The 19,491-nt window shown below is 39.1% G+C and carries 25 protein-coding genes and 1 other RNA gene; 25 read left to right on the top strand and 1 reads right to left on the bottom strand.

The genetic code is table 11. The annotated features are described in order from the left end of the window. From JG735_RS06005 to JG735_RS05970, 8 genes are all read left to right on the top strand, one after another. Positions 1-555 (top strand): Fe-S-containing hydro-lyase, encoded by a 555-nt coding sequence (locus JG735_RS06005; protein ID WP_201334181.1) that lies wholly within the window; start codon positions 1-3, stop codon positions 553-555. Positions 556-569: 14 nt separating this feature from the next. Next, on the top strand, positions 570-1,742 hold the full coding sequence (sucC, locus tag JG735_RS06000) for an ADP-forming succinate--CoA ligase subunit beta (RefSeq protein ID WP_201334180.1): 1,173 nt from the start codon (positions 570-572) through the stop codon (positions 1,740-1,742). Further along, positions 1,742-2,614 carry a succinate--CoA ligase subunit alpha gene (sucD, locus tag JG735_RS05995; protein ID WP_201334179.1) on the top strand — a complete coding sequence of 291 codons (873 nt, stop codon included), beginning with the start codon at positions 1,742-1,744 and terminating at the stop codon, positions 2,612-2,614. Before sucC ends, sucD begins: the two co-directional genes overlap by 1 nt. Then, on the top strand, positions 2,614-2,907 hold the full coding sequence (locus JG735_RS05990) for a heavy-metal-associated domain-containing protein (RefSeq protein ID WP_201334178.1): 294 nt from the start codon (positions 2,614-2,616) through the stop codon (positions 2,905-2,907). Before sucD ends, JG735_RS05990 begins: the two co-directional genes overlap by 1 nt. A gap of 1 nt (position 2,908) precedes the next feature. Next, on the top strand, positions 2,909-3,247 hold the full coding sequence (locus JG735_RS05985; RefSeq protein WP_201334177.1) for a 4Fe-4S dicluster domain-containing protein: 339 nt from the start codon (positions 2,909-2,911) through the stop codon (positions 3,245-3,247). Positions 3,248-3,256: 9 nt separating this feature from the next. After that, positions 3,257-4,405 carry a 2-oxoglutarate synthase subunit alpha gene (locus tag JG735_RS05980; RefSeq protein ID WP_201334176.1) on the top strand — a complete coding sequence of 383 codons (1,149 nt, stop codon included), beginning with the start codon at positions 3,257-3,259 and terminating at the stop codon, positions 4,403-4,405. Positions 4,406-4,415: 10 nt separating this feature from the next. Then, positions 4,416-5,270, top strand: a complete 855-nt coding sequence (locus tag JG735_RS05975) for a 2-oxoglutarate ferredoxin oxidoreductase subunit beta (RefSeq protein WP_201334175.1) — start codon at positions 4,416-4,418, stop codon at positions 5,268-5,270. 83 nt (positions 5,271-5,353) lie between these two features. Then, entirely contained in the window at positions 5,354-5,968 is a 615-nt protein-coding gene (locus tag JG735_RS05970) for a 2-oxoacid:acceptor oxidoreductase family protein (RefSeq protein WP_201334174.1), read from the top strand. Between the two features lie 25 nt (positions 5,969-5,993). Here JG735_RS05970 and JG735_RS05965 read toward each other — a convergent pair whose 3' ends face one another. Next, positions 5,994-6,437, bottom strand: a complete 444-nt coding sequence (locus tag JG735_RS05965) for a hypothetical protein (RefSeq protein WP_201334173.1) — start codon at positions 6,435-6,437, stop codon at positions 5,994-5,996. A gap of 89 nt (positions 6,438-6,526) precedes the next feature. Here JG735_RS05965 and rnpB point away from each other — a divergent pair. The 17 genes from rnpB (at position 6,527) to JG735_RS05880 (ending at position 19,488) form a co-directional block, all read left to right on the top strand. Further along, positions 6,527-6,873, top strand: an RNA gene (gene rnpB / locus JG735_RS05960) — RNase P RNA component class A. A gap of 51 nt (positions 6,874-6,924) precedes the next feature. Next, positions 6,925-8,724 carry a menaquinone biosynthesis decarboxylase gene (locus JG735_RS05955; RefSeq protein WP_201334172.1) on the top strand — a complete coding sequence of 600 codons (1,800 nt, stop codon included), beginning with the start codon at positions 6,925-6,927 and terminating at the stop codon, positions 8,722-8,724. After that, a complete protein-coding gene (locus JG735_RS05950) occupies positions 8,690-9,175 on the top strand; it encodes a methylated-DNA--[protein]-cysteine S-methyltransferase (RefSeq protein WP_201334171.1) in 486 nt (161 codons plus the stop codon). Before JG735_RS05955 ends, JG735_RS05950 begins: the two co-directional genes overlap by 35 nt. Next, a complete protein-coding gene (locus tag JG735_RS05945) occupies positions 9,154-9,399 on the top strand; it encodes an RNA-binding S4 domain-containing protein (RefSeq protein ID WP_201332327.1) in 246 nt (81 codons plus the stop codon). The genes JG735_RS05950 and JG735_RS05945 overlap by 22 nt, the downstream gene beginning before the upstream one ends. Continuing rightward, complete coding sequence (gene trpD, locus JG735_RS05940; RefSeq protein ID WP_201334170.1) at positions 9,399-10,370, top strand: anthranilate phosphoribosyltransferase; 972 nt, start codon at positions 9,399-9,401, stop codon at positions 10,368-10,370. The genes JG735_RS05945 and trpD overlap by 1 nt, the downstream gene beginning before the upstream one ends. Further along, complete coding sequence (gene tsaE, locus JG735_RS05935) at positions 10,360-10,758, top strand: tRNA (adenosine(37)-N6)-threonylcarbamoyltransferase complex ATPase subunit type 1 TsaE (protein WP_201334169.1); 399 nt, start codon at positions 10,360-10,362, stop codon at positions 10,756-10,758. The genes trpD and tsaE overlap by 11 nt, the downstream gene beginning before the upstream one ends. Further along, a complete protein-coding gene (gene lptB / locus JG735_RS05930) occupies positions 10,746-11,468 on the top strand; it encodes an LPS export ABC transporter ATP-binding protein (RefSeq protein ID WP_201334168.1) in 723 nt (240 codons plus the stop codon). Before tsaE ends, lptB begins: the two co-directional genes overlap by 13 nt. Then, positions 11,465-12,202, top strand: coding sequence for a TIGR02757 family protein (locus tag JG735_RS05925; protein ID WP_201334167.1), 738 nt, complete (start codon positions 11,465-11,467; stop codon positions 12,200-12,202). The genes lptB and JG735_RS05925 overlap by 4 nt, the downstream gene beginning before the upstream one ends. A gap of 44 nt (positions 12,203-12,246) precedes the next feature. Then, a complete protein-coding gene (locus JG735_RS05920) occupies positions 12,247-12,927 on the top strand; it encodes a F0F1 ATP synthase subunit A (RefSeq protein ID WP_201334166.1) in 681 nt (226 codons plus the stop codon). 3 nt (positions 12,928-12,930) lie between these two features. Further along, positions 12,931-13,173 carry a hypothetical protein gene (locus JG735_RS05915; protein ID WP_201334165.1) on the top strand — a complete coding sequence of 81 codons (243 nt, stop codon included), beginning with the start codon at positions 12,931-12,933 and terminating at the stop codon, positions 13,171-13,173. Next, positions 13,157-13,720 (top strand): thiamine phosphate synthase, encoded by a 564-nt coding sequence (locus tag JG735_RS05910; protein WP_201334164.1) that lies wholly within the window; start codon positions 13,157-13,159, stop codon positions 13,718-13,720. The genes JG735_RS05915 and JG735_RS05910 overlap by 17 nt, the downstream gene beginning before the upstream one ends. After that, the gene (locus tag JG735_RS05905; RefSeq protein WP_201334163.1) at positions 13,717-14,094 is read left to right on the top strand and encodes a YchJ family protein; all 378 of its coding nucleotides are present in this window, start codon (positions 13,717-13,719) and stop codon (positions 14,092-14,094) included. Before JG735_RS05910 ends, JG735_RS05905 begins: the two co-directional genes overlap by 4 nt. 54 nt (positions 14,095-14,148) lie before the next feature. Then, positions 14,149-15,579: an Asp-tRNA(Asn)/Glu-tRNA(Gln) amidotransferase subunit GatB gene (gene gatB, locus JG735_RS05900; RefSeq protein WP_201334162.1), complete on the top strand. Its 1,431-nt coding sequence runs from the start codon at positions 14,149-14,151 to the stop codon at positions 15,577-15,579. Beyond that, complete coding sequence (locus tag JG735_RS05895) at positions 15,576-17,156, top strand: potassium channel protein (RefSeq protein WP_201334161.1); 1,581 nt, start codon at positions 15,576-15,578, stop codon at positions 17,154-17,156. Before gatB ends, JG735_RS05895 begins: the two co-directional genes overlap by 4 nt. Next, positions 17,149-17,862 (top strand): TrkA family potassium uptake protein, encoded by a 714-nt coding sequence (locus tag JG735_RS05890; protein ID WP_201334160.1) that lies wholly within the window; start codon positions 17,149-17,151, stop codon positions 17,860-17,862. The genes JG735_RS05895 and JG735_RS05890 overlap by 8 nt, the downstream gene beginning before the upstream one ends. After that, on the top strand, positions 17,859-18,758 hold the full coding sequence (locus JG735_RS05885; RefSeq protein WP_201334159.1) for an NAD(P)H-dependent glycerol-3-phosphate dehydrogenase: 900 nt from the start codon (positions 17,859-17,861) through the stop codon (positions 18,756-18,758). The genes JG735_RS05890 and JG735_RS05885 overlap by 4 nt, the downstream gene beginning before the upstream one ends. Then, the gene (locus JG735_RS05880; protein ID WP_201334158.1) at positions 18,751-19,488 is read left to right on the top strand and encodes an HDOD domain-containing protein; all 738 of its coding nucleotides are present in this window, start codon (positions 18,751-18,753) and stop codon (positions 19,486-19,488) included. The genes JG735_RS05885 and JG735_RS05880 overlap by 8 nt, the downstream gene beginning before the upstream one ends. Positions 19,489-19,491 lie beyond the last annotated feature (3 nt).

The following is a 19,491-nucleotide window of genomic DNA, read 5'->3' as shown; positions in this document are numbered from 1 at the left end:
ATGGCAGAGTATAAACTAAAGACACCATTGAGTGATGAAGATGTTGAAAAACTAAAGGCCGGAGATATTGTATATCTTACAGGAACACTCTACACTGCGAGAGATGCAGCGCATAAAAGACTTGTTGATCTGATTTTTGAAGGGAAAGAGCTTCCTTTTGATCTGCACGGTGCAGTGATCTACTATGTCGGTCCAACTCCTCCGAAACCGGGAGAAGTTATCGGAAGTGCAGGACCTACTACAAGTTACAGAATGGACAGTTATGCACCTATTTTAATAGAACATGGCCTTAAAGGAATGATAGGCAAGGGAAAAAGGAATGATGCTGTAAAAGAGGCTTGTAAAAAGCATAAAGCAGTTTACTTCGGTGCAGTCGGTGGTGCAGGAGCACTTTTGGCTAAACGGATTAAAGATGCTGAAGTCATAGCCTATCCTGAACTAGGACCAGAGGCAGTACGTCGAATTGTAGTTGAAGATTTTCCTGTTGTCGTAGTCAATGATACCTATGGAAACGACCTATATGAAGAGGGTCGAAAACAGTGGGCAAAAGTTTAAGAAAGGAGTTTTAAATGAATATACATGAATATCAAGCAAAAGAGATTTTTCGTGAATATGGCGTACCGGTTCCAAGAGGCGAGGTAGCGTTTACTGGACCAGAAGCGAGAGAAGTTGCTCAATGCCTCGGTGGCGATCTCTGGGTTGTAAAAGCGCAAATCCATGCAGGAGGACGAGGAAAGGCAGGTGGTGTTAAGCTTGCTAGAAGCCTTGATGAAGTGGAAAAAATTGCCGAAGAGATGCTTGGTATGACATTGGTGACACACCAAACAGGACCTGAAGGCAAAAAAGTAGAAAAAGTGTATGTAGAAGAGGGTGCAGATATCCAAAAAGAGTACTATCTTGGAATGGTACTTGATAGAAGCTCAGAGATGCCTGTTATGATGGCCTCGACTGAGGGCGGTATGGAGATTGAAGAGGTAGCTGCCAAAACTCCAGAAAAAATTATCAAAGTTGCAATCGATCCAACTATCGGTTTTCAAGGATTTCATGGAAGAAAACTGGCTTTTGGTCTGGGTCTAGCAAAAGAGGAGATTCGACCTTTTATACAGTTTGCTGAAGCGCTCTATAAAGTTTATATGGATAAAGATGCAAACTTGATCGAGATCAATCCATTGATCAAAACAGGAGATGGACGATTCCTGGCTCTTGATGCAAAGATGGGATTTGATGACAACGCACTTTATAAACATCCAGATATTCATGAGATGAGAGATTTGAGCGAAGAGGATCCTGTAGAAGTAGAAGCAGCGAAGTATGGTCTAAGCTATGTGAACTTGGATGGAAATGTTGGTTGTATGGTAAACGGTGCAGGGCTTGCGATGGCAACTATGGATATTATCAAGCATGAAGGCGGAGAGCCTGCAAACTTTTTGGATGTGGGTGGTGGCGCAAATCCTGATACCGTTGCAAAAGGATTTGAGCTTATTTTAAGTGATGAGAATGTTAAAAGTATCTTTGTTAATATCTTTGGGGGTATCGTTCGATGTGACCGAATTGCAAATGGAATCTTGCAGGCTACCAAACAAGTAGAAGTCAACGTACCAGTTGTTGTTCGACTCGATGGAACAAATGCTGAGCAAGCCGCTGAAATTTTGAAAAACGCAAATATAAAAAACATTATCCCTGCTACAGATTTGGCTGATGGTGCAAGAAAAGCAGTAGCTGCAGCGAAAGGAGAACTGTAATGAGTATTTTGGTCAATAAAGATACAAAAGTAATTGTGCAAGGTTTTACTGGAAAAGAGGGAACGTTTCATAGCGAGCAGTGTATAGAGTATGGGACACAGATTGTAGGAGGTGTTACACCTGGTAAAGGTGGTCAGACACATCTTGATAGACCAGTGTTTAATACTGTAAAAGAGGCAGTTGATGCAACTGGGGCAACTGTCAGTATGATTTTTGTTCCGCCTGCCTTTACTGCAGATGCCGTAATGGAAGCAGCAGATGCTGGGATTGAATTGGCCGTTATCATTACTGAAGGAGCTCCAGTTAAAGATATGATGTATGCAAAGATGTATGCAACAAAAAAAGGAATGAAGACAATTGGACCAAACTGTCCTGGAATCATTACTGCTGAAGAGTGCAAGATAGGTATCATGCCAGGATTTATCTTCAAAAAAGGACCAGTGGGACTCATTTCCAAGTCAGGTACACTGACGTATGAGGCGAGTAACCAGGTTGTAAAAGAGGGACTTGGAATTACAACAGCTGTTGGTATCGGAGGAGACCCAATTATCGGTTTAAGTTACAAACAACTCCTTCCTATGTTTGAAGCGGATCCTGAAACGGAAGCGATTGTTATGATAGGTGAAATTGGTGGAACGTTAGAAATAGAGGCTGCTGAATTTATCAAAGAAAATATTACAAAACCGGTTGTAGCCTTTATTGCAGGCCAAACTGCTCCAAAAGGCAAACGAATGGGGCATGCCGGAGCGATAATCAGTGGTGGTCAAGGAACGGCACAGGAAAAAATGGATGCACTTGCCGCAGCTGGTGTACATGTTGTGAAATCTCCTGCAGATATTGGCAAAACAGTTGCAAAGGCACTTGGTAAATAATGAGAAAAAGCTTTTCTGTAGCAAATATTAGATGTGAAGGGTGCGCAAATAGTATCAAAAAAGCGCTTTCTCCATATTTTGGCTTTGTAGATGTAGATCTGACAAAAGAGCCTCGAATTGTAACAGTTGAGTTACAAAATGAGGAAGATGAAAAAAAATTCAAAGAGATATTAATAGGTCTAGGTTATCCTTTATATGACCAGGACTTATCCACCATGGATAAATTGGGCCTAAAAACAAAAAGCTTTGTTAGTTGTGCTGTAGGCAAATTTACTTTAGATAAAGGAGAATGAAATGGGATTGATAAAAGCCCCTGAAAACACACCTGTATGGGTAGAAGAAAACAACTGTAAGGCGTGTGACCTTTGTGTTGCGTACTGCCCTGCAGGTGTTTTGGCAATGGTTCCTGAACCGAAAACGATTCTTGGTGCTATGGTAAAGGTTGTTTATCCAGATAGCTGTATCGGTTGTAACGACTGTGAACTTGAGTGTCCGGATTTTGCAATCATGGTAGCTGACCGAAAAGAGTATAAATTTGCAAAACTCAGCAAAGAAGCAAAAGAGCGAGCCGAAGCAATTAAGAAAAATCACTATATGGCTCGTGAAGAAGATATTAAAGCACTTTGTGCGTAAGGAGAGGTAATGGCAAGAGAAGTAATATCTAGTGGTAACGAATTGGCTGCAAAAGCGGCAATTGATGCAGGCTGTAGATTTTTTGGAGGATATCCGATTACACCTTCGAGTGAAGTTGCACATGAGATGAGTGTATTGCTTCCAAAAGTTGGTGGAAAGTTTATCCAAATGGAAGATGAGATCGGTGGTATTGCTGTTGCACTTGGTGCTAGCATGAGTGGTGTAAAGTCTATGACAAATACTTCAGGTCCCGGTATCAGCCTCAAAGCTGAGCAGATTGGTCTTGGGTTCATGACCGAGACTCCGCTTGTAATCACTAATGTTATGCGCGGTGGTCCATCGACTGGTCTCCCTACACGTGTACAGCAAGGTGATATCAACCAGGCAAAATCACCAACGCATGGTGATTATAAATCTATCACTTTTTGTCCTGGAAGTCTTGAAGAGTGCTACACAGAAGTCGTTCGAGCTTTCAATGTAGCTGAAGAGCTTATGACTCCGGTATTTGTTCTTTTGGATGAAACACTTGGACACATGCACGGAAAAGCTGTTTTGCCTAATCTTGAAGAGGTACAAGCATCCATTGTAAATCGCGCCAAACCTGATCCATCTATTCCAAAAGAGGAATTCAAACCATTTGATGTGCCTCAGGATAAACCAGCAGTCATTCCACCAATGTTCCAAGGATATAGATTCCATTTGACTGGACTTCATCATGGACCTACAGGATTTCCAACAGAAGATGCCGAAATTTGTCAAAACTTGATTGAGAGACTTCATAGAAAGATAGATTCTCGAAGAAAAGATCTTCTTGATAGCTATGAAGAGTATATGCTTGATGATGCTGAGTGGCTTATTGTTGCGTACGGAAGCGTTAGCAGAAGTGCAAGAGAAGCGATTAACCGCCTAAGAGAGCAAGGTGTAAAAATTGGTATGTTTCGACCAATTACACTTTGGCCAAGTCCAGAAGAGAAGATGAAAGAGATTGGCGAGAGGTTTCCAGCAGAGAAAATCTTGATGCCAGAACTTAATATGGGTCAATATATCGATGAAGTCGAACGAGTTATGAAAAAGCGACCTGTGGCTCTCAACAAAGCGAACGGTCGACCAATCAGTCCAGCTGAAATCATAGAAAAACTCAAAGCAATGGGTATATAAGGGGGAGAATATGGCTTTTAATTACAATGAATATTTACGAACGGACAAGATGCCAACGCTTTGGTGTTGGGGATGTGGCGATGGAATTATTCTTAAAGCAGTTATCCGAGCGATTGACAGCCTTGGTTGGAATATGGATGATGTATGTGTGGTTTCTGGGATTGGATGTAGTGGACGATTTAGCTCATATCTCAATTGTAATACAGTGCACACCACACACGGACGGACTGTTGCCTATGCGACGGGGATCAAGTTAGCTAATCCTGATAAACACGTTATTGTAGTAGCAGGTGATGGTGACGGGCTTGCAATCGGTGGGAACCATACAATACATGGATGTAGAAGAAATATCGATCTTAATTTCATTTTGATCAATAACTTCATCTATGGTCTGACAAACTCACAAGTAAGTCCTACAACACCAAAAGGAATGTGGGCTGTTACTACTCAATATGGGAACGTTGATCCAACATTTGATGCGTGTGAACTTGCGAAAGGTGCGGGGGCTACTTTTATTGCACGTGAAACTGTCACGGATCCAAAGAAATTGGAAAAGATGTTCATTAAAGGTTTCCAACACAGAGGATTCAGCTTCTTTGATGTATTTAGTAACTGTCACGTAAACTTGGGACGAAAAAACAAAATGGGTGAGGCAATCCAAAATCAAGAATGGATTGATAGCATCACAATGTCAAAAGCAAAATATGACAAGCTCCCTGAAGAGGAAAAAATCAACTACTTTCCAACAGGAATCTTACATCACGTAACAGATCAGATGGAATACTGTGATGCGTATGACTTAGTTATCGAAGCGGCACAGAATAAGAAAAAAGTGGATATTCCTGTTCAGGTTAAACCATTCTAATCTGGGGCTTCGCCCCTTTGAATTGCTACACTCATAGTAGTTATTCAAAGAAATAACAAAAACAAACTCAAAGGAAGTTGACTATGAGACATCAATTACGATTTACAGGAGTTGGCGGTCAGGGTGTTTTGCTTGCAGGCGAAATTTTGGCTGCTGCAAAGATTAAAGCAGGCGGATATGGTGTAAAAGCTGCAACATATACCTCACAAGTACGAGGCGGCCCTACAAAAGTGGATATCATCTTGGATGATGAAGAGATTTTATATCCTTATGCAAATGAAGGTGAGATAGAGTATATGCTCTCAACTGCACAGGTTAGTTACAATCAGTTCAAAAGCGGTGTAAAAGATGGTGGTATTATTGTATTCGAGCCAAATCTCGTAACACCAACACAAGAAGACCTTGACAGGTGGGAAATGTATGCCATTCCTATCATATCTATTGCAAAAGAGGAAGTTGGAAACGTTGTTACTCAGTCCGTCGTTGCTCTTGGTGTAACTATCGAGATGACAAAAGTTCTTCCTGAAGAGCTTGTATATGAGACAATGATCTCCAAAGTTCCACCGAAATTTGTTGAACTCAATAAAACGGCATACAATCTTGGTGTAAAATATGCGAAAGAAGCAAAAGAAAAAGGTAGAATCAAAACGGTAGCAGAAGCAGAAGCTTTAAAAGCAAAGGACGTATGTTCCGCATAATCGTTAGCCACTTGGCTAACGAATTTTAACTTCTTAGTTTTTCGACTTTGATCAGATCCTTTTTACCCACTCTCAAATAGCAAAATGTATCCGGTAATACTTTATGCAACAATGTATAACTTTGACAAAGAAGCTCTTTTTGTTCTTTTTTGAGTCTGTTTTTGTATTTTTTCCAGTCATTCATTGAAATGATAAATCTAGTACCACTTTTTTGATCAATAACGACATTTTGTGAAAGTTTTATTTCTTGAGAAACATACTGTTCATGGTCTAGCATAGCAATTACGCCTCCATATAAAAAGACGGCAAAAACAGTGGAAAGAGCCAAGGATTTGTAATTTGTAATGATGAAAAACCCCATTGCAACCAGTGATAGAATAAGTATCCAGCCGATATTGATCTTAAATGTCAAAAATACCTGTATAGCCAGTATAACAAATGTCATCAATGCTATAAAGAATTTATTCATGCTCATTCCTTTTTGTTTATATATCAGCTAACATTTATTTTTAATATCATAACATCTTTACATTAAGATAAAATTAAGCTATAATTCATTTGGCGCAATGGATAGCTGCTTGGGAAACCAAGAGGAAAGTCCGAGCTGCAGTGAGGCAGGGTTCCACCTAACCGGTGGCCAGCGAAGCCCGTTTGGGATAAGCTGAGGGAAAGTGCAACAGAGAGCAAACCGCCGATGGCCTTAAAGGCTCAGGCAAGGGTGAAAGGGTGAGGTAAGAGCTCACCGCTTCTGTGGTAACACAGAAGGCAGTGTAAACCCAACCCGCAGCAAGTCGCACCTGGTTAAAGCCTCACATTTTGAGTGCGACGCTAGAGCTTAGTGGTGACACTAAGCGTAGATAAATAGCTATCCACGACAGAACTCGGCTTACAGTTGCGCCACCTCTTATTTTCTTCACATTTCTGCTTTGTTACAATACAATCAAAAAGGCTTTTGTATGGATGTTATCGAATTTCTCAAACGAAAAGGCGATCTGAAAATCATTGATGAAGAACTCGATGTCAATCTCGAAATTCCTCATATCGCCTATATAGAGGTGAAAAAAGAAGATTCAAGACCGATTCTTTTTACAAATCCTGTAGATCGAAAACTGGACAAAAAATATGATTTTCCGGTATTGATGAATATTTTTGCTAATTTTGAGCTTACTACAAAAATTCTTGGAAAGCACCCTGATGAAATTGCCAAAGAGATAGAAGAGCTTTTACACCTTAAACCTCCCTCAACATGGAAAGAAAAACTGGATCTTCTCTCAACTCTTTTTAGAATGAAAAATGTTTTTCCAAAAAGGCTTGATCAAAAGGGGGAGTGCCAAGAGATTGAAATCGATTCACTCCATGAACTACCGATTTTAAAAACATGGCCTGAAGATGGTGGAAAATTTATAACTACTGGCCAAGTTTATACCAAAGATTTGCACTCAAATGTGCAAAACGTTGGGATGTACCGCTTGCAAGTCTATGATGATATGCGCCTTGGAATGCACTGGCAGATCCACAAAGATGGGGCACACTTTTTTCATGAATATAAAAAAGCTAGGAAAAAGATGCCGGTTACCGTCGCAATTGGTGGAGATCCTCTTTATATATGGTGTGGACAAGCTCCTATGCCTCCAAAGGTTTTTGAACTATTACTTTATGGTTTCATTCGCAATCAAAATCCCGAGCTTGTAAAATCTTTAACAAATGATATATGGATTCCAAAAGATGTAGATTTCGTGATTGAAGGATATGTAGATCCAAATAATTTTGAGATTGAAGGCCCTTTTGGAGACCATACAGGTTACTATACATTGCCTGAACCATTTCCTGTTATGGAAGTAACAAAAATTACAGCCAAGAAAAATCCAGTCTTTACTGCAACCGTCGTTGGAAAACCGCCTTTGGAAGATAAATATATGGGATGGGGAACAGAGCGGATTTTTTTACCGCTTCTCAAAACCACTGCTAGCGACTTAATGGATTATCATATGCCAGAAAATGGGGTATTTCACAATCTCATCTTAGCAAAAATGGATGTACGTTATCCAGCCCATGCGAAGCAGTTTATGCACGCTTTTTGGGGAGTGGGGCAGATGAGTTTTGTAAAACACGCAATTTTTATGGACAAAGATGCTCCAGATTTGACAGACTATGAAGCAGTTACCTGCTATATCTGCAATCATCTTGCACCAAAAAATATTTTAATCAGTGAAGGGGTAGTGGATCATCTTGATCACTCCAGCCCAAGACAGTTTGAGGGTGGAAAACTTGGGATTGATGCAACTGGTGAAGAGGTAAAAGAGGGAGTGGAAGAGCTTTTAAGCGATAAAGAACTTCTTGAGAAATTGCAAAGCATTGATGGCAACTTCTTGGATGTAAAACAGTATATGACAAATACCAAAAATCCTCTTGCCATTGCGGTGTATAAAAAAGAAAAAAGTCTTCAAACTCTTTTTGAAAAACTTGGTGCTTTGCAACAGCATTGTAAAGTATTGATTGTTGTAAATGATTGTGACGATCTTGATAACCCTTATATGCTAGTGTGGCGAGTTGTGAATAATATCGACGCACAAAGAGATGTGGTTTTGGAACCGTTTATCATCGTTGATGGGACAAATAAAGATCCCAAGATCGATACGTTTGATAGAGAATGGCCCCCTGATGTTGTGTGTGACAAAGAGGTTATTAAGAGTTTAAGAGAAAGAGGGATATTAGATATAGATGAAGAATTCATTAAAAAATATGGAATTGTATAGCGGTTATTATGTTTCGCCAATAGGTATCATTGAAATTGTCGCGAATGATCAAAATCTTATGCAGATTCATTTTGTGCAGGAGCAAAATGAAGAAAAGATAAATGAACTTATTTGGGACACGAAAGAGTGGCTTAGGAACTATTTTTCGAAAAAAATAGTCCCCTTTCATGTGCCACTGGTAAAAGCAAAAAGCGATTTCTCACAAAGAGTGAGAGAAGTCGTACAAGATATTCCATTTGGTTCTTGTTTGACATATCAAGAAGTGGCAAGACAAAGTGGAAATGCAAAAGCTGCCCAAGCTGTAGGTCAGATTATGAAACACAACCCTTATGCTATCGTAGTACCTTGTCATAGAGTTATTTCAAAACAAGGAATTGGTGGCTATAATGGTGGCATTGAAATCAAAAAAGCATTATTGGAGTTTGAAGGGTGCGAATCGATAAGTTTATGAATGCGGTCAATATAGTAAAAAGAAGAAGCGTTGCACAGGATATGATCAAAAATGAGGTTGTTTTACTCAATGGCCTGGTGGCAAAAGCGAGCAAAGATGTCAAAATAGGTGATATCATTACCATTAAGTATCTCAAAGGAGATAAAAGCTACAAAGTTTTAGCGATTCCTACCACAAAAAATGTTCCAAAAGCAAGAATGCATGAATATGTAGAGGAGCTTTAATGTTTGAAAAACTGTTTAACAATGAACTCAGTGAACAAGAAGCAAGAGCATTTTTAATTGAACTCTATAAAAAAGGTGAGAGGGCCGAAGATATTGCAGAGGCTGCTAAAATTATGCGAGAGCACTCTATCAAACTTCCTATTTCTAAAAATTTACAGGAAAAACTTATCGATGTAGTTGGGACAGGTGGCGATAAAAGTGGCAGTTTCAATGTTTCAAGCACTGTGGCTTTGCTGTTGCCGTCACTTGGCAGTTATGTTGCCAAACATGGCAATAGAAGCATCACCAGTAAAAGTGGCAGTGCAGATATGCTTGAAGCGCTTGGAATTGAACTTGATTTAACTCCGGAAAAACAGGTGGAAATATTACAAAAATGCGGTTTTTGTTTTATTTTTGCCAAAAATCATCATCCTGTAATGAAACATATTATGCCGATTCGAAAAAGCATTCCTCATCGAACTATTTTTAACATTTTAGGACCTCTTACCAATCCAGCTGGAGCGAAAAAGTATCTGTTGGGTGTTTTTGATAAAGAGTTCGTACCAAAACTGGCTGAAGCCTTAAAGGAGCTTGGAGCCAAAAAGGCACTTGTCGTATCAAGCGAAGAGGGTATGGATGAGATCAGTATCAGCGGAAAAACGTACGTTGCAGAGCTAAATAACGGTCATATTACATACTATGAAATCGCTCCTGAGGATTATGGCCTCCAAAGGGCTTCTTTTGAATCGATTCTTGGTGGCGACGCAATTGAAAATGCCGAAATTACGAGAGCAATATTGAGTGGAGAAGAGTCAGGGCCCAAAAGAGATATGGTGCTTCTGAATGCTGGAGCGGCACTCTATGTCGATGGAAAAGCTTCATCGATAAGGGAAGGGGTAGAAATGGCAATGGAAGCGATAAAGTCTGGCAAAGCGCAAGAAAAGCTCAATCAGATCATACAGGTTTCGAAAGAGTTGCTCCATGAAGTTTGAACTCGATCAACATCATTTGGAACCTGTTGTTTCATGTATTCAAAACAGCAAAAAAAATATAATTTTGCTTGAAGGCGATCTTGGTGCAGGAAAAACGACTCTCGTCAAAGCATTTGCAAAAAGTCTCGGACAAGAGGGTGTAACATCTCCCACCTTTTCCATACAGCAAGTATATGGAGACAAGATTTATCATTATGATCTGTATAATGCAGGATTTGCAAAGTTTATGGAATTGGGACTTTTTGAAGAGCTTGAAAAACCGGGATACCATTTCATAGAGTGGCCCGATGAGAATCTCAAAAATTTTTTAAAAGAACTGGGATATGAATATTTAGAGATTGAGATTGTTCCAAAAAACGAGAAAAGAGAGTATCGATGCATCGATTAGTTGCAAAAGGTCTCTATAAAGAGATTAAGAAAAAACCGATAGTCAGGGGGGTAACCCTTGAAGTGCAAAGCTCTGAAGTAGTAGGACTTTTAGGTCCCAACGGAGCTGGTAAAACTACAACTTTTTATATGATATGTGGACTGATTCATCCCACGAAAGGTTCAGTTATACTGGATGATGAAGAGATAACCAAGCTCCCTTTGCATGAAAAGGCAAAAAAAGGGATCGGATATCTTCCACAAGAATCGAGTGTTTTTAAAGATTTGACTGTCGAAGAGAATCTCTATATAGCCGCAGAATCTGCATATGGCTCGGTTCAGGAGCGTGATAAAGTAGTAGAAGACCTGCTGGAGCTTTTTGGAATTGAGCCGATACGTCACAGAAAAGGGATCGCTCTGAGTGGAGGTGAACGCAGAAGATGCGAAATAGCAAGATCACTTGTGATGAAGCCAAAATTTTTACTACTCGATGAGCCATTTGCAGGAGTAGATCCTATAGCCGTAGCAGATATTCAAAAAGTGATCGGGGAACTGAAAAAAGCCGGTATTGGTATTCTGATAACCGACCATAACGTTCGAGAAACTCTTTCAGTATGTGATAGGGCATATGTACTCAAAGATGGCGAAATTTTGGCTAGTGGTAGTTCAGAAGAAGTAGCCGAAGATCCTATGGTACGAAAGTTCTATTTGGGAGAAAATTTCAAATTTTGAATCTTAAAAGAATTTTAGAACAAGAGTATCAAAAAAGAGATGTAACCGGTGAACTCTCATATGAAAAGCCAGATCCACTCCTAATTGCTTCACGGTATAAAGATGAAAAAATAGCTCTCATATGCGCTCTTTTTTCCTATGGGAATGCAAAACAGATTGTCTCTTTTTTGGATAAACTCGATTTTTCAATATTGCAAGAGTCTCATTTTGAACAAATACGTTTCCCATATTATCGTTTTCAAACTTCGCAGGATGTGGCAAATCTGTTTCTTGCACTTCGATCCATTGATTCTTTGGAAAAAATTTTTATGGATGCATATAAAAAAAGAAAGAGTGTCATGGATGGAATTGCTGCACTCATCCAAAAAATTTATGAAGCCAATCCCTATCGCTCCAAAGGATACCGATTTTTAGTGGGATCAATTCCGCCACCAAATCGTATGAAAGGTGTAGGCGCGTATAAGCGATGGCACATGTTTCTACGCTGGATGGTTCGAAAAGATAGACTGGATATGGGATTATGGAAAGAGGTTGATACAGGTGATCTCATTATACCTTTGGATACGCATACGTTTCGTGTCGGACAAAAACTTGGCTTACTCCACAGAAAAACACAGGATCTTTATGCTGCCTATCTCTTGACACAATCGTTAAAAAAGTTTGATCCTAAAGATCCATTGAAATATGACTTTGTCTTGTATCGACTCGGACAGGAGCATTTAGTCGTTTCTTAAGGTAGATTTGGGTAGAATTAGCAAAACTTTAAACAGGAGAAAGAATGGAAGGGATCTTTACGTTCTTGGGTGTGATTTCGGAAAACCACACCTTTTTGTTTGTTTCTCATATGCTGCTTGCGGCACTTTTAACATTGGTTGTAGCAAAGCTTGCTACAAAAAGATTGCAGGTCGTTCCGGCAGGCTGTCAAAATGTTATGGAAGCCTATTTGGAAGGTGTTGTGGCAATGGGCCGGGATGTAATCGGTGAGAGTTATGCGAAAAAGTATCTGCCTCTTGTAGCTACATTGGGTCTTTTTATCTTTTTTGCAAACTTGATGGAGATCATTCCTGGATTTGAACCACCTTCAGGCAACATCAACTTTACGCTTGCCCTCGCTCTAATCGTTTTTATTTTTTACAATTTCGAAGGTATACGAAAAAATGGTGTTATCCACTATTTTGCACATTTTGCAGGTCCGGTAAAACTTTTGGCACCACTTATGTTTCCTATCGAAATCGTTTCTCATATCTCAAGAATCATCTCTTTGTCGTTCCGACTTTTTGGGAACATCAAAGGGGATGACCTTTTTGTATGGGTACTCTTGATGCTTGCTCCTTGGATTGTGCCGTTGCCGGGATTTGCATTGATGACATTTTCAGCATTTTTACAAACATTCATTTTTATGATTTTGACATATGTCTATTTGGCAGGAGCAGTCCTTCTTCACGAAGAGTCTTTATAATTGATGAGTAGAAAGCTCCTTCGAGCCGCTGTACATTTTCTGATGGGCGTCTTTTGGGCGCTCATGTTTCTCTCTTTGCTCATTGTTTTTACCGCTTTGTATTCCGTAGATCTTCCAACAGCCTTAATCGGCTCTTTACTTGTTTTTTGTTTTTGGCTTTTTTGGATCGTTATGTTGGAGTTGGTTCTTATTGCCTTAGATATTCTCCAAAAATTGGAATACCAAAAGAATGAAAAAGCATCTTAATGGATTTTCCTATTTCATAACAGATCCATCACAATATGGAAGCAGCCCCGTCGCCTTCAAAGTCTATTTACTTAAAGTGTTGCGAAAGCATTCTGTGAAGTATATCCTCTATCGGGACAAAAAAAGTTTTCAAAAAAGAAAAGCACTTGCACTTTTACAGATAGCAAAAAAAGGTGGTGCTATCCCTGTTATACATTCTGATCTAAAACTTGCAAGAAGATATCGGTTTTTTGGTATTCACATTCCATCAAATGAATTTGAAAAGATTGTGCGTGCCAAAAGAGCCGGTCTTATGACTTTTGTCAGTACCCATTCCCAAGAAGAGATTGAAAAAGCTCTCCACCTTGGAGCTGATTTTGTCACATTCAGTCCAATTTTTTCTACACCAGGCAAAGGCAAACCAAAAGGGCTCCGAGCCCTTAGGAACGTATGCAAAAAATTTCCAAAAAGAGTTATTGCCCTTGGTGGAATTGTAGGCTATAAACAGATACGAAAAGTGTTGAGAGCAAAAGCAGTTGGGTTTGCTTCAATCAGGTATTTTTCATGAAAAGTTTTGCAAATAAACCTTGTCCTTGTGGCAGCAAGAAAAAATATAAAAAGTGCTGTATGCGATTGCATAAAGGCAAATGTGCAGAATCGGCGATAGAGCTTATGAAAAGCCGATACAGTGCATATGCGACAAAAAATTATATATACATTGTAAAAACAGAGTATCCATCAAAACAGACAAATAGTGAAGAGATCAAAAAATTTTGCGAATACAGTTTCAATAAACTCGAAATAATCGATTTTGTGCAAAATGACCAAGAAGCCTTTGTAGAGTTCAAAGCATACATAAATGATTTTATATTGCATGAAAGAAGTAGGTTTGTAAAAGAGGATGGCATCTGGTATTACGTCGATGGTGTTATCTTTGATTAATGCCCATTTTATGAACTTTTCAGTACAATTTAAAGAAAAAATCAAAGGATTTTTATGGAATTTGAGGTAGTTATAGGCCTTGAAGTACACGTTCAACTCAATACAAAAACAAAAATGTTTTGCTCTTGTCCGACAAGTTTTGCAGATGAACAGAATAAAAACACATGTCCAACCTGTCTGGCACTGCCCGGCGCACTGCCTGTAATCAATGAAGAGGCTGTAAAAAAGGCAATGATGTTTGGATGGGCAATCAACGCAACGATCAACAAAAAATCTGTTTTCAATCGAAAAAACTATTTTTATCCGGATCTTCCAAAAGGGTATCAAATCAGCCAATTTGAAATACCGATTGTTGAAAATGGATACCTTTTTATCGACAAAGAGGATGGAACAAAGCGAAAAATAGGTATCACAAGAGCGCATCTCGAAGAGGATGCCGGGAAAAACATTCATGAAGGGGATCATAGTAAGGTAGATCTCAATCGCGCTGGTACTCCTCTTTTGGAAATCGTAAGTGAACCAGATATCCGAAGCAGTGAAGAGGCGGTACAGTATCTGAAAAAGCTCCACGCCATCGTTCGCTATCTTGATATCAGTGATGCAAACATGCAAGAAGGATCATTCAGATGCGATGCAAATGTCTCTATAAGGCCAAAGGGGGATGAGAAGCTTTATACCCGTGTAGAGATAAAAAACTTAAACTCCTTTCGATTTATCCAAAGAGCTATCGAGTATGAAGTTGAACGACACATTGAAGCGTGGGAAGATGGTGTATATGATCAAGAAGTGGTACAAGAAACTAGACTATTTGATTCGCAAAAAGGCGTAACACGAAGTATGCGAGGAAAAGAAGAGAGTGCAGATTATCGGTACTTTCCTGATCCAGATCTTTTGCCACTTGTTATTCCGGATAGCTTTTTTGAAGAGACAAAAGATATTCCGGAGCTTCCTGATGAGAAAGAGGAGCGGTTTATCAAAGAGTATGGAATAAAACCGTACGATGCTGCGCTTATTGCTTCATCTTTGGAGACGGCTCAATTTTTTGAATCGATGCTGGAAGAGGGGATTGAAGCGAAAAATGCAGTAACATGGCTCACCGTAGAACTCGCAGCACGTTTAAACAAAGCAGGATTGGATATTACAGCATCACCGGTAGATGCGAAAAAGTTAGCAAAACTGGTTCAACGTATCGAAGATAAAACGATCAGTGGAAAAGCTGCAAAAGATGTGCTTGATTTCTTGATGGAAAACAGCGCTGATGTGGACGAAGCCATCGAGAAACTCGGATTAAAACAGATTAGTGACGCTGGTGCAATTGAAGCGATGATTGATGAAATCTTAGCTAAAAACGAGGACAAGGTTGCCGAATACAAAGCCGGTAAGGAAAAACTTTTTGGCTTCTTTGTGGGGCAGGTCATGAAAGCGAGCAAAGGAAAAGCCGATCCGAAGCTCGTCAATGAACTTTTGAGGAAGAAGCTCTCTTGAGTTTCTCCAAGTTCCTTATCGATCTGGCATTCTTGCTGGATAACTCTCCGCGATATAAAAAAATAAAGCTCTTTTTTTGGAATCTTCTAAACAATGATGATTACAAATACAAAAAATATTTTGACATTTTTATGATCTTTTTGATCATAAGCAGTGTCATCATTCTAATAGAAGAGGTTACGACGCCTATTTCAAAGATTTTATACTACTATGATGTGTATGTGGTTACAGGGGTCTTTTTGGTTGAGTATATCCTACGGTTTTGGGTGTATAACGATATTCATAAAATTATTCTTGATGAGTACGAAGAATCCCTCTTTCTTGATAAAAAATTTGATACGAAAAAGGTGATCAAACAGATTGTAAAATCAAAACTTGAATATATCTTCTCTCCACTGGCGATCATCGATCTTTTGGCTATCTTGCCAAGTTACAGAGAACTGAGAATCTTAAGAGTATTTATCCTGTTCCGTGTTTTCAAACTCCTACGATATTCTCACAATCTGACCCACTTTTTTCAAGTCATCGCCACGAAAAAAATTGAACTCTATACGCTTTTTATGTTGATGGCTTTTGTCATTTTGGTTTCGGGTATCAGTCTGTATGTATTCGAAGATCGCATCAATCCAAATATCAACTCATTATTTGATGCTTTTTATTGGGCCCTTGTGACGATATCAACGGTCGGTTTTGGTGATATCACCCCTGTAACGCATGAGGGGCGAAGTATTACGATGATCATTATTTTAATCGGTGTCGGAATGATCTCTTTTGCGACATCCATTATCGTCTCTGCTTTCAGTGAACAGCTGGAACAGGTTCGCAATAACAGAGTACGACATACAATAAGAAAACTAACAGATTTTTATATCATATGTGGATATACCAACATGGCACAGCTTTTTATCAAACGGCTCGAAGCTGAAAAGCAGCCTTTTATCGTTATTGATCAAGATAAAAAAATAGTAGAGTCGTTACTCTTGGAAGGAAAATTGGCAGTAGCCGAGGATGCAACAAAAAAAAGTGCCTTCAAAAATATAGATTTTGATAAAGTTAAAGCGGTTTTGCTGCTGACAAACAGCGATATGCACAATATCTATATCGCATTGAATGTAAGAAGTTTCAGTAAAAAAGTCTATTTGCTTTCAAGAACAATCGATAACAACTCCTATAAAAAACTCAAACTTGCCGGTGTTGACGAGGTGATATCACCCTACTTGACATCGGGTTATTTTGCTTCGTTGATACTAGAACAGCCAATAGCTCTTCAAGCTATCAATGATATCTTGACGGCGCGGAAAAATGCACTTTGTGACCAGATTGAAGTTACGGAAGGGTCTTTCCTGGAGAACAAACCAATCCGTGATATTGAAGTGAATAGATTTAAAATATTAATATTGGGTGTTGTTCGCTTCCATCCTGAAAAGAAGATAAAGTATTTGCAATCTGAGTTTATTTTCAATCCTCAAGAGGATTTTGTTTTACGTGCCAATGATGTTTTAGTTATTATGGGGTATAGTATAAGTATCAGCAGTTTCAAATCCTATATCATAGAAAGTAGTCTCAAACATGTCTGAAAAACAAGAGAAGATTCTTCTGTTTGGATATGGTCGTTATGGCGAACAGATAACGCAGAGTCTTTTATCCGGAGGGTATGAGGTTTATGTCGTCGATGAGAGTAAAGAGGCATTGAAAAGAGCCTCCATTCATAATATAGAAAACATTTTTCTTATTGATATTGACGATGATGAAAAGTTGACTGATCTTCTTTTTGATTATGGATTTGAAAAAATCTTTTGTGCTTATGATGATGAAGAAAAAAATATCTATTTGACGATTACATTTAAAGCGCTTTTTCATAATATCCAAGTTTTTGCACTCTGTGAATCGAAAGAGAGTGAGCGAAAGCTCCATCTTGCAGGTGCAGATAGGGTGATCGATACGATGGAAGCGGCAGCGAACAGGATGTTCTTTTTGGTTGAAAAACCGGCTGTTGCGGAGGCTTTCGATCATATCCTCCTGAAAGATCCCAATATCATATTTAAAGAGATTGTCGTACCGAAAGGCTCTTTTTTGGATGGAGTCAATATCAAAGATATCAATTTTTCGAAAGAGTATGATATTTTGGTTATCGGTATCGTGGATAAAGAGCTTGGTGATCATTTTACATTCGTCACAAGAGGAATCAATCACAAAATTGATGCGGAGGATATACTGGTAGTCATTGGTAAACGGGAGAATATCGAGCGATTTGAACACACACTTGAGGAGAGCAAAGTATGAAATTAGGCATCATAGGAGCTGGTAAATGGGGGAGCGCTCTGCATTTTGCTCTTTCAAAGAAGAATGATGTCTATATCACAAGCAGACATCACCACAATTTGAAAAATTTTGTATCGTTAGAAGAGATTTTAAATCTTGAATACCTTATACTTGTTTTGCCTGCCCAAGTTATCGGCCCATGGTTGGAAAAACATCCCTTGAAAAAAGATCATAAAGTTTTATTGGCTTCCAAGGGAATTGATATTCGACAAAAGAAATTTTTAAATGAGATTTTGCAGCAATTTCTTCCCCAAGAGCATATAGCAGTTCTTTCTGGTCCCTCTTTTGCGGCTGAGGTGCAAAAGGGGCTTCCTACGGCTGTCGTGGTAAGTTCATGTAATGAGGCTTTGGCAAAAACGTATGCACAGACTTTTCCTGATTTTATGAAAGCATATGTGGACGATGATGTTATCGGTGCGGAAATTGCGGGTGCATACAAGAATGTGATCGCAATAGCCAGCGGTATATGTGACGGATTACAACTTGGCAACAATGCAAGAGCCGCTTTATTGGCGAGGGGTCTGGTAGAAATGGAACGTTTCGCTAGCCGCTTTGGTGCAAAAATGAGAACTTTTTTGGGATTGAGCGGTGCAGGAGATCTCTTTTTGACTGCCAGCAGTACCCTTTCGAGAAATTATAGAGTCGGCTTGGGTCTTGCTTCAAGAAAAGATCTTGATATGATACTTCATGATCTTGGTGAAGTTGCCGAAGGCGTTTATACCGTCGAGGCCATCATAGAGATAGCAAAAGAGCACTCCATCTATGTTCCCATAGCGCATGAAGTATATGAAATTTTGCATGGAAAAGATCCCAAATTAAGCATTATTCACCTTTTGGAAAGGAATAGCGATGATTGAAGAGATTTTGCAAAAGATTGAACAACTTCCACCTATCCCGAATGTCGTTACTGAATTGCAGAATCTGTACTATTCGGACATGTACAACGCGAGTGATATTGAACAGGTTATTAACAAAGATCCTAATTTGGTTGTCGATATTTTAAAAACGGCAAATTCCCCATATTACGGATTTCCAAGAGAAATTCACGATATTAGACAAGCAGTAGTTCTATTTGGTCTTGATCAAATCATCGAATTTGCCCTTGCATCGACAGTAGAACATATGCTGCAGTTTAATCTTGATTTCTATGGTATCAATGCAAATCAATTTATGAAAATGTCTGTATTGAAAAGCAATATTGCAAAAGAGCTTGTTCCGGTCAAAAAGGATAAATTTTTAGTTGCGACCACCGCATTTTTGTGCGATGTTTCAAAAATTGTGCTATCAAATTATGCCTTAGAACATAAAATAGAACCGATATCAGACCCGGAACGGTTAAATGTGTTGGATACTATAGAAAAAGAACGAATCGGTGATGATTCTATTGAGGTTGCTGTTGTCATGTTCGAAAAATGGAATTTCAGTGTTGAGATGATTACATTGTTGAAACAGTTCAAAACAGGGCAAAAAACAAACGAAAGAGCGCTTTTTGTAGCAAGAGATATTGTAAAAATTGATGGAACAGTTGATAAAGAGTATGCCCAAACCTTGCTAGAATATTCAAAAATACAGAAGGTGCTTGCTTAAGGA

The sequence above is a fragment of the Nitratiruptor sp. YY08-10 genome (genome assembly GCF_016629565.1).
Lineage (GTDB): Bacteria > Campylobacterota > Campylobacteria > Campylobacterales > Nitratiruptoraceae > Nitratiruptor.
Note: the sequence above shows the minus strand (reverse complement) of the source record. Positions and strands in the feature narration are given on the sequence as shown.

What these genes read in the sequence shown, in the direction of transcription:
- JG735_RS05920 (WP_201334166.1), top strand. Translation starts at nt 12,247, where the DNA reads ATGGAAGGGATCTTTACGTTCTTGGGTGTGATTTCGGAAAACCACACC.
- JG735_RS05950 (WP_201334171.1), top strand. Translation starts at nt 8,690, where the DNA reads ATGAAGAATTCATTAAAAAATATGGAATTGTATAGCGGTTATTATGTT.
- JG735_RS05990 (WP_201334178.1), top strand. Translation starts at nt 2,614, where the DNA reads ATGAGAAAAAGCTTTTCTGTAGCAAATATTAGATGTGAAGGGTGCGCA.
- JG735_RS05955 (WP_201334172.1), top strand. Translation starts at nt 6,925, where the DNA reads ATGGATGTTATCGAATTTCTCAAACGAAAAGGCGATCTGAAAATCATT.
- tsaE (WP_201334169.1), top strand. Translation starts at nt 10,360, where the DNA reads ATGAAGTTTGAACTCGATCAACATCATTTGGAACCTGTTGTTTCATGT.
- JG735_RS05890 (WP_201334160.1), top strand. Translation starts at nt 17,149, where the DNA reads ATGTCTGAAAAACAAGAGAAGATTCTTCTGTTTGGATATGGTCGTTAT.
- JG735_RS05910 (WP_201334164.1), top strand. Translation starts at nt 13,157, where the DNA reads ATGAAAAAGCATCTTAATGGATTTTCCTATTTCATAACAGATCCATCA.
- sucC (WP_201334180.1), top strand. Translation starts at nt 570, where the DNA reads ATGAATATACATGAATATCAAGCAAAAGAGATTTTTCGTGAATATGGC.
- sucD (WP_201334179.1), top strand. Translation starts at nt 1,742, where the DNA reads ATGAGTATTTTGGTCAATAAAGATACAAAAGTAATTGTGCAAGGTTTT.
- JG735_RS05980 (WP_201334176.1), top strand. Translation starts at nt 3,257, where the DNA reads ATGGCAAGAGAAGTAATATCTAGTGGTAACGAATTGGCTGCAAAAGCG.
- JG735_RS05975 (WP_201334175.1), top strand. Translation starts at nt 4,416, where the DNA reads ATGGCTTTTAATTACAATGAATATTTACGAACGGACAAGATGCCAACG.
- JG735_RS05885 (WP_201334159.1), top strand. Translation starts at nt 17,859, where the DNA reads ATGAAATTAGGCATCATAGGAGCTGGTAAATGGGGGAGCGCTCTGCAT.
- JG735_RS05880 (WP_201334158.1), top strand. Translation starts at nt 18,751, where the DNA reads ATGATTGAAGAGATTTTGCAAAAGATTGAACAACTTCCACCTATCCCG.
- JG735_RS05965 (WP_201334173.1), bottom strand. Translation starts at nt 6,437, where the DNA reads ATGAATAAATTCTTTATAGCATTGATGACATTTGTTATACTGGCTATA.
- JG735_RS05905 (WP_201334163.1), top strand. Translation starts at nt 13,717, where the DNA reads ATGAAAAGTTTTGCAAATAAACCTTGTCCTTGTGGCAGCAAGAAAAAA.
- JG735_RS06005 (WP_201334181.1), top strand. Translation starts at nt 1, where the DNA reads ATGGCAGAGTATAAACTAAAGACACCATTGAGTGATGAAGATGTTGAA.
- lptB (WP_201334168.1), top strand. Translation starts at nt 10,746, where the DNA reads ATGCATCGATTAGTTGCAAAAGGTCTCTATAAAGAGATTAAGAAAAAA.
- JG735_RS05985 (WP_201334177.1), top strand. Translation starts at nt 2,909, where the DNA reads ATGGGATTGATAAAAGCCCCTGAAAACACACCTGTATGGGTAGAAGAA.
- gatB (WP_201334162.1), top strand. Translation starts at nt 14,149, where the DNA reads ATGGAATTTGAGGTAGTTATAGGCCTTGAAGTACACGTTCAACTCAAT.
- JG735_RS05970 (WP_201334174.1), top strand. Translation starts at nt 5,354, where the DNA reads ATGAGACATCAATTACGATTTACAGGAGTTGGCGGTCAGGGTGTTTTG.
- JG735_RS05915 (WP_201334165.1), top strand. Translation starts at nt 12,931, where the DNA reads ATGAGTAGAAAGCTCCTTCGAGCCGCTGTACATTTTCTGATGGGCGTC.
- trpD (WP_201334170.1), top strand. Translation starts at nt 9,399, where the DNA reads ATGTTTGAAAAACTGTTTAACAATGAACTCAGTGAACAAGAAGCAAGA.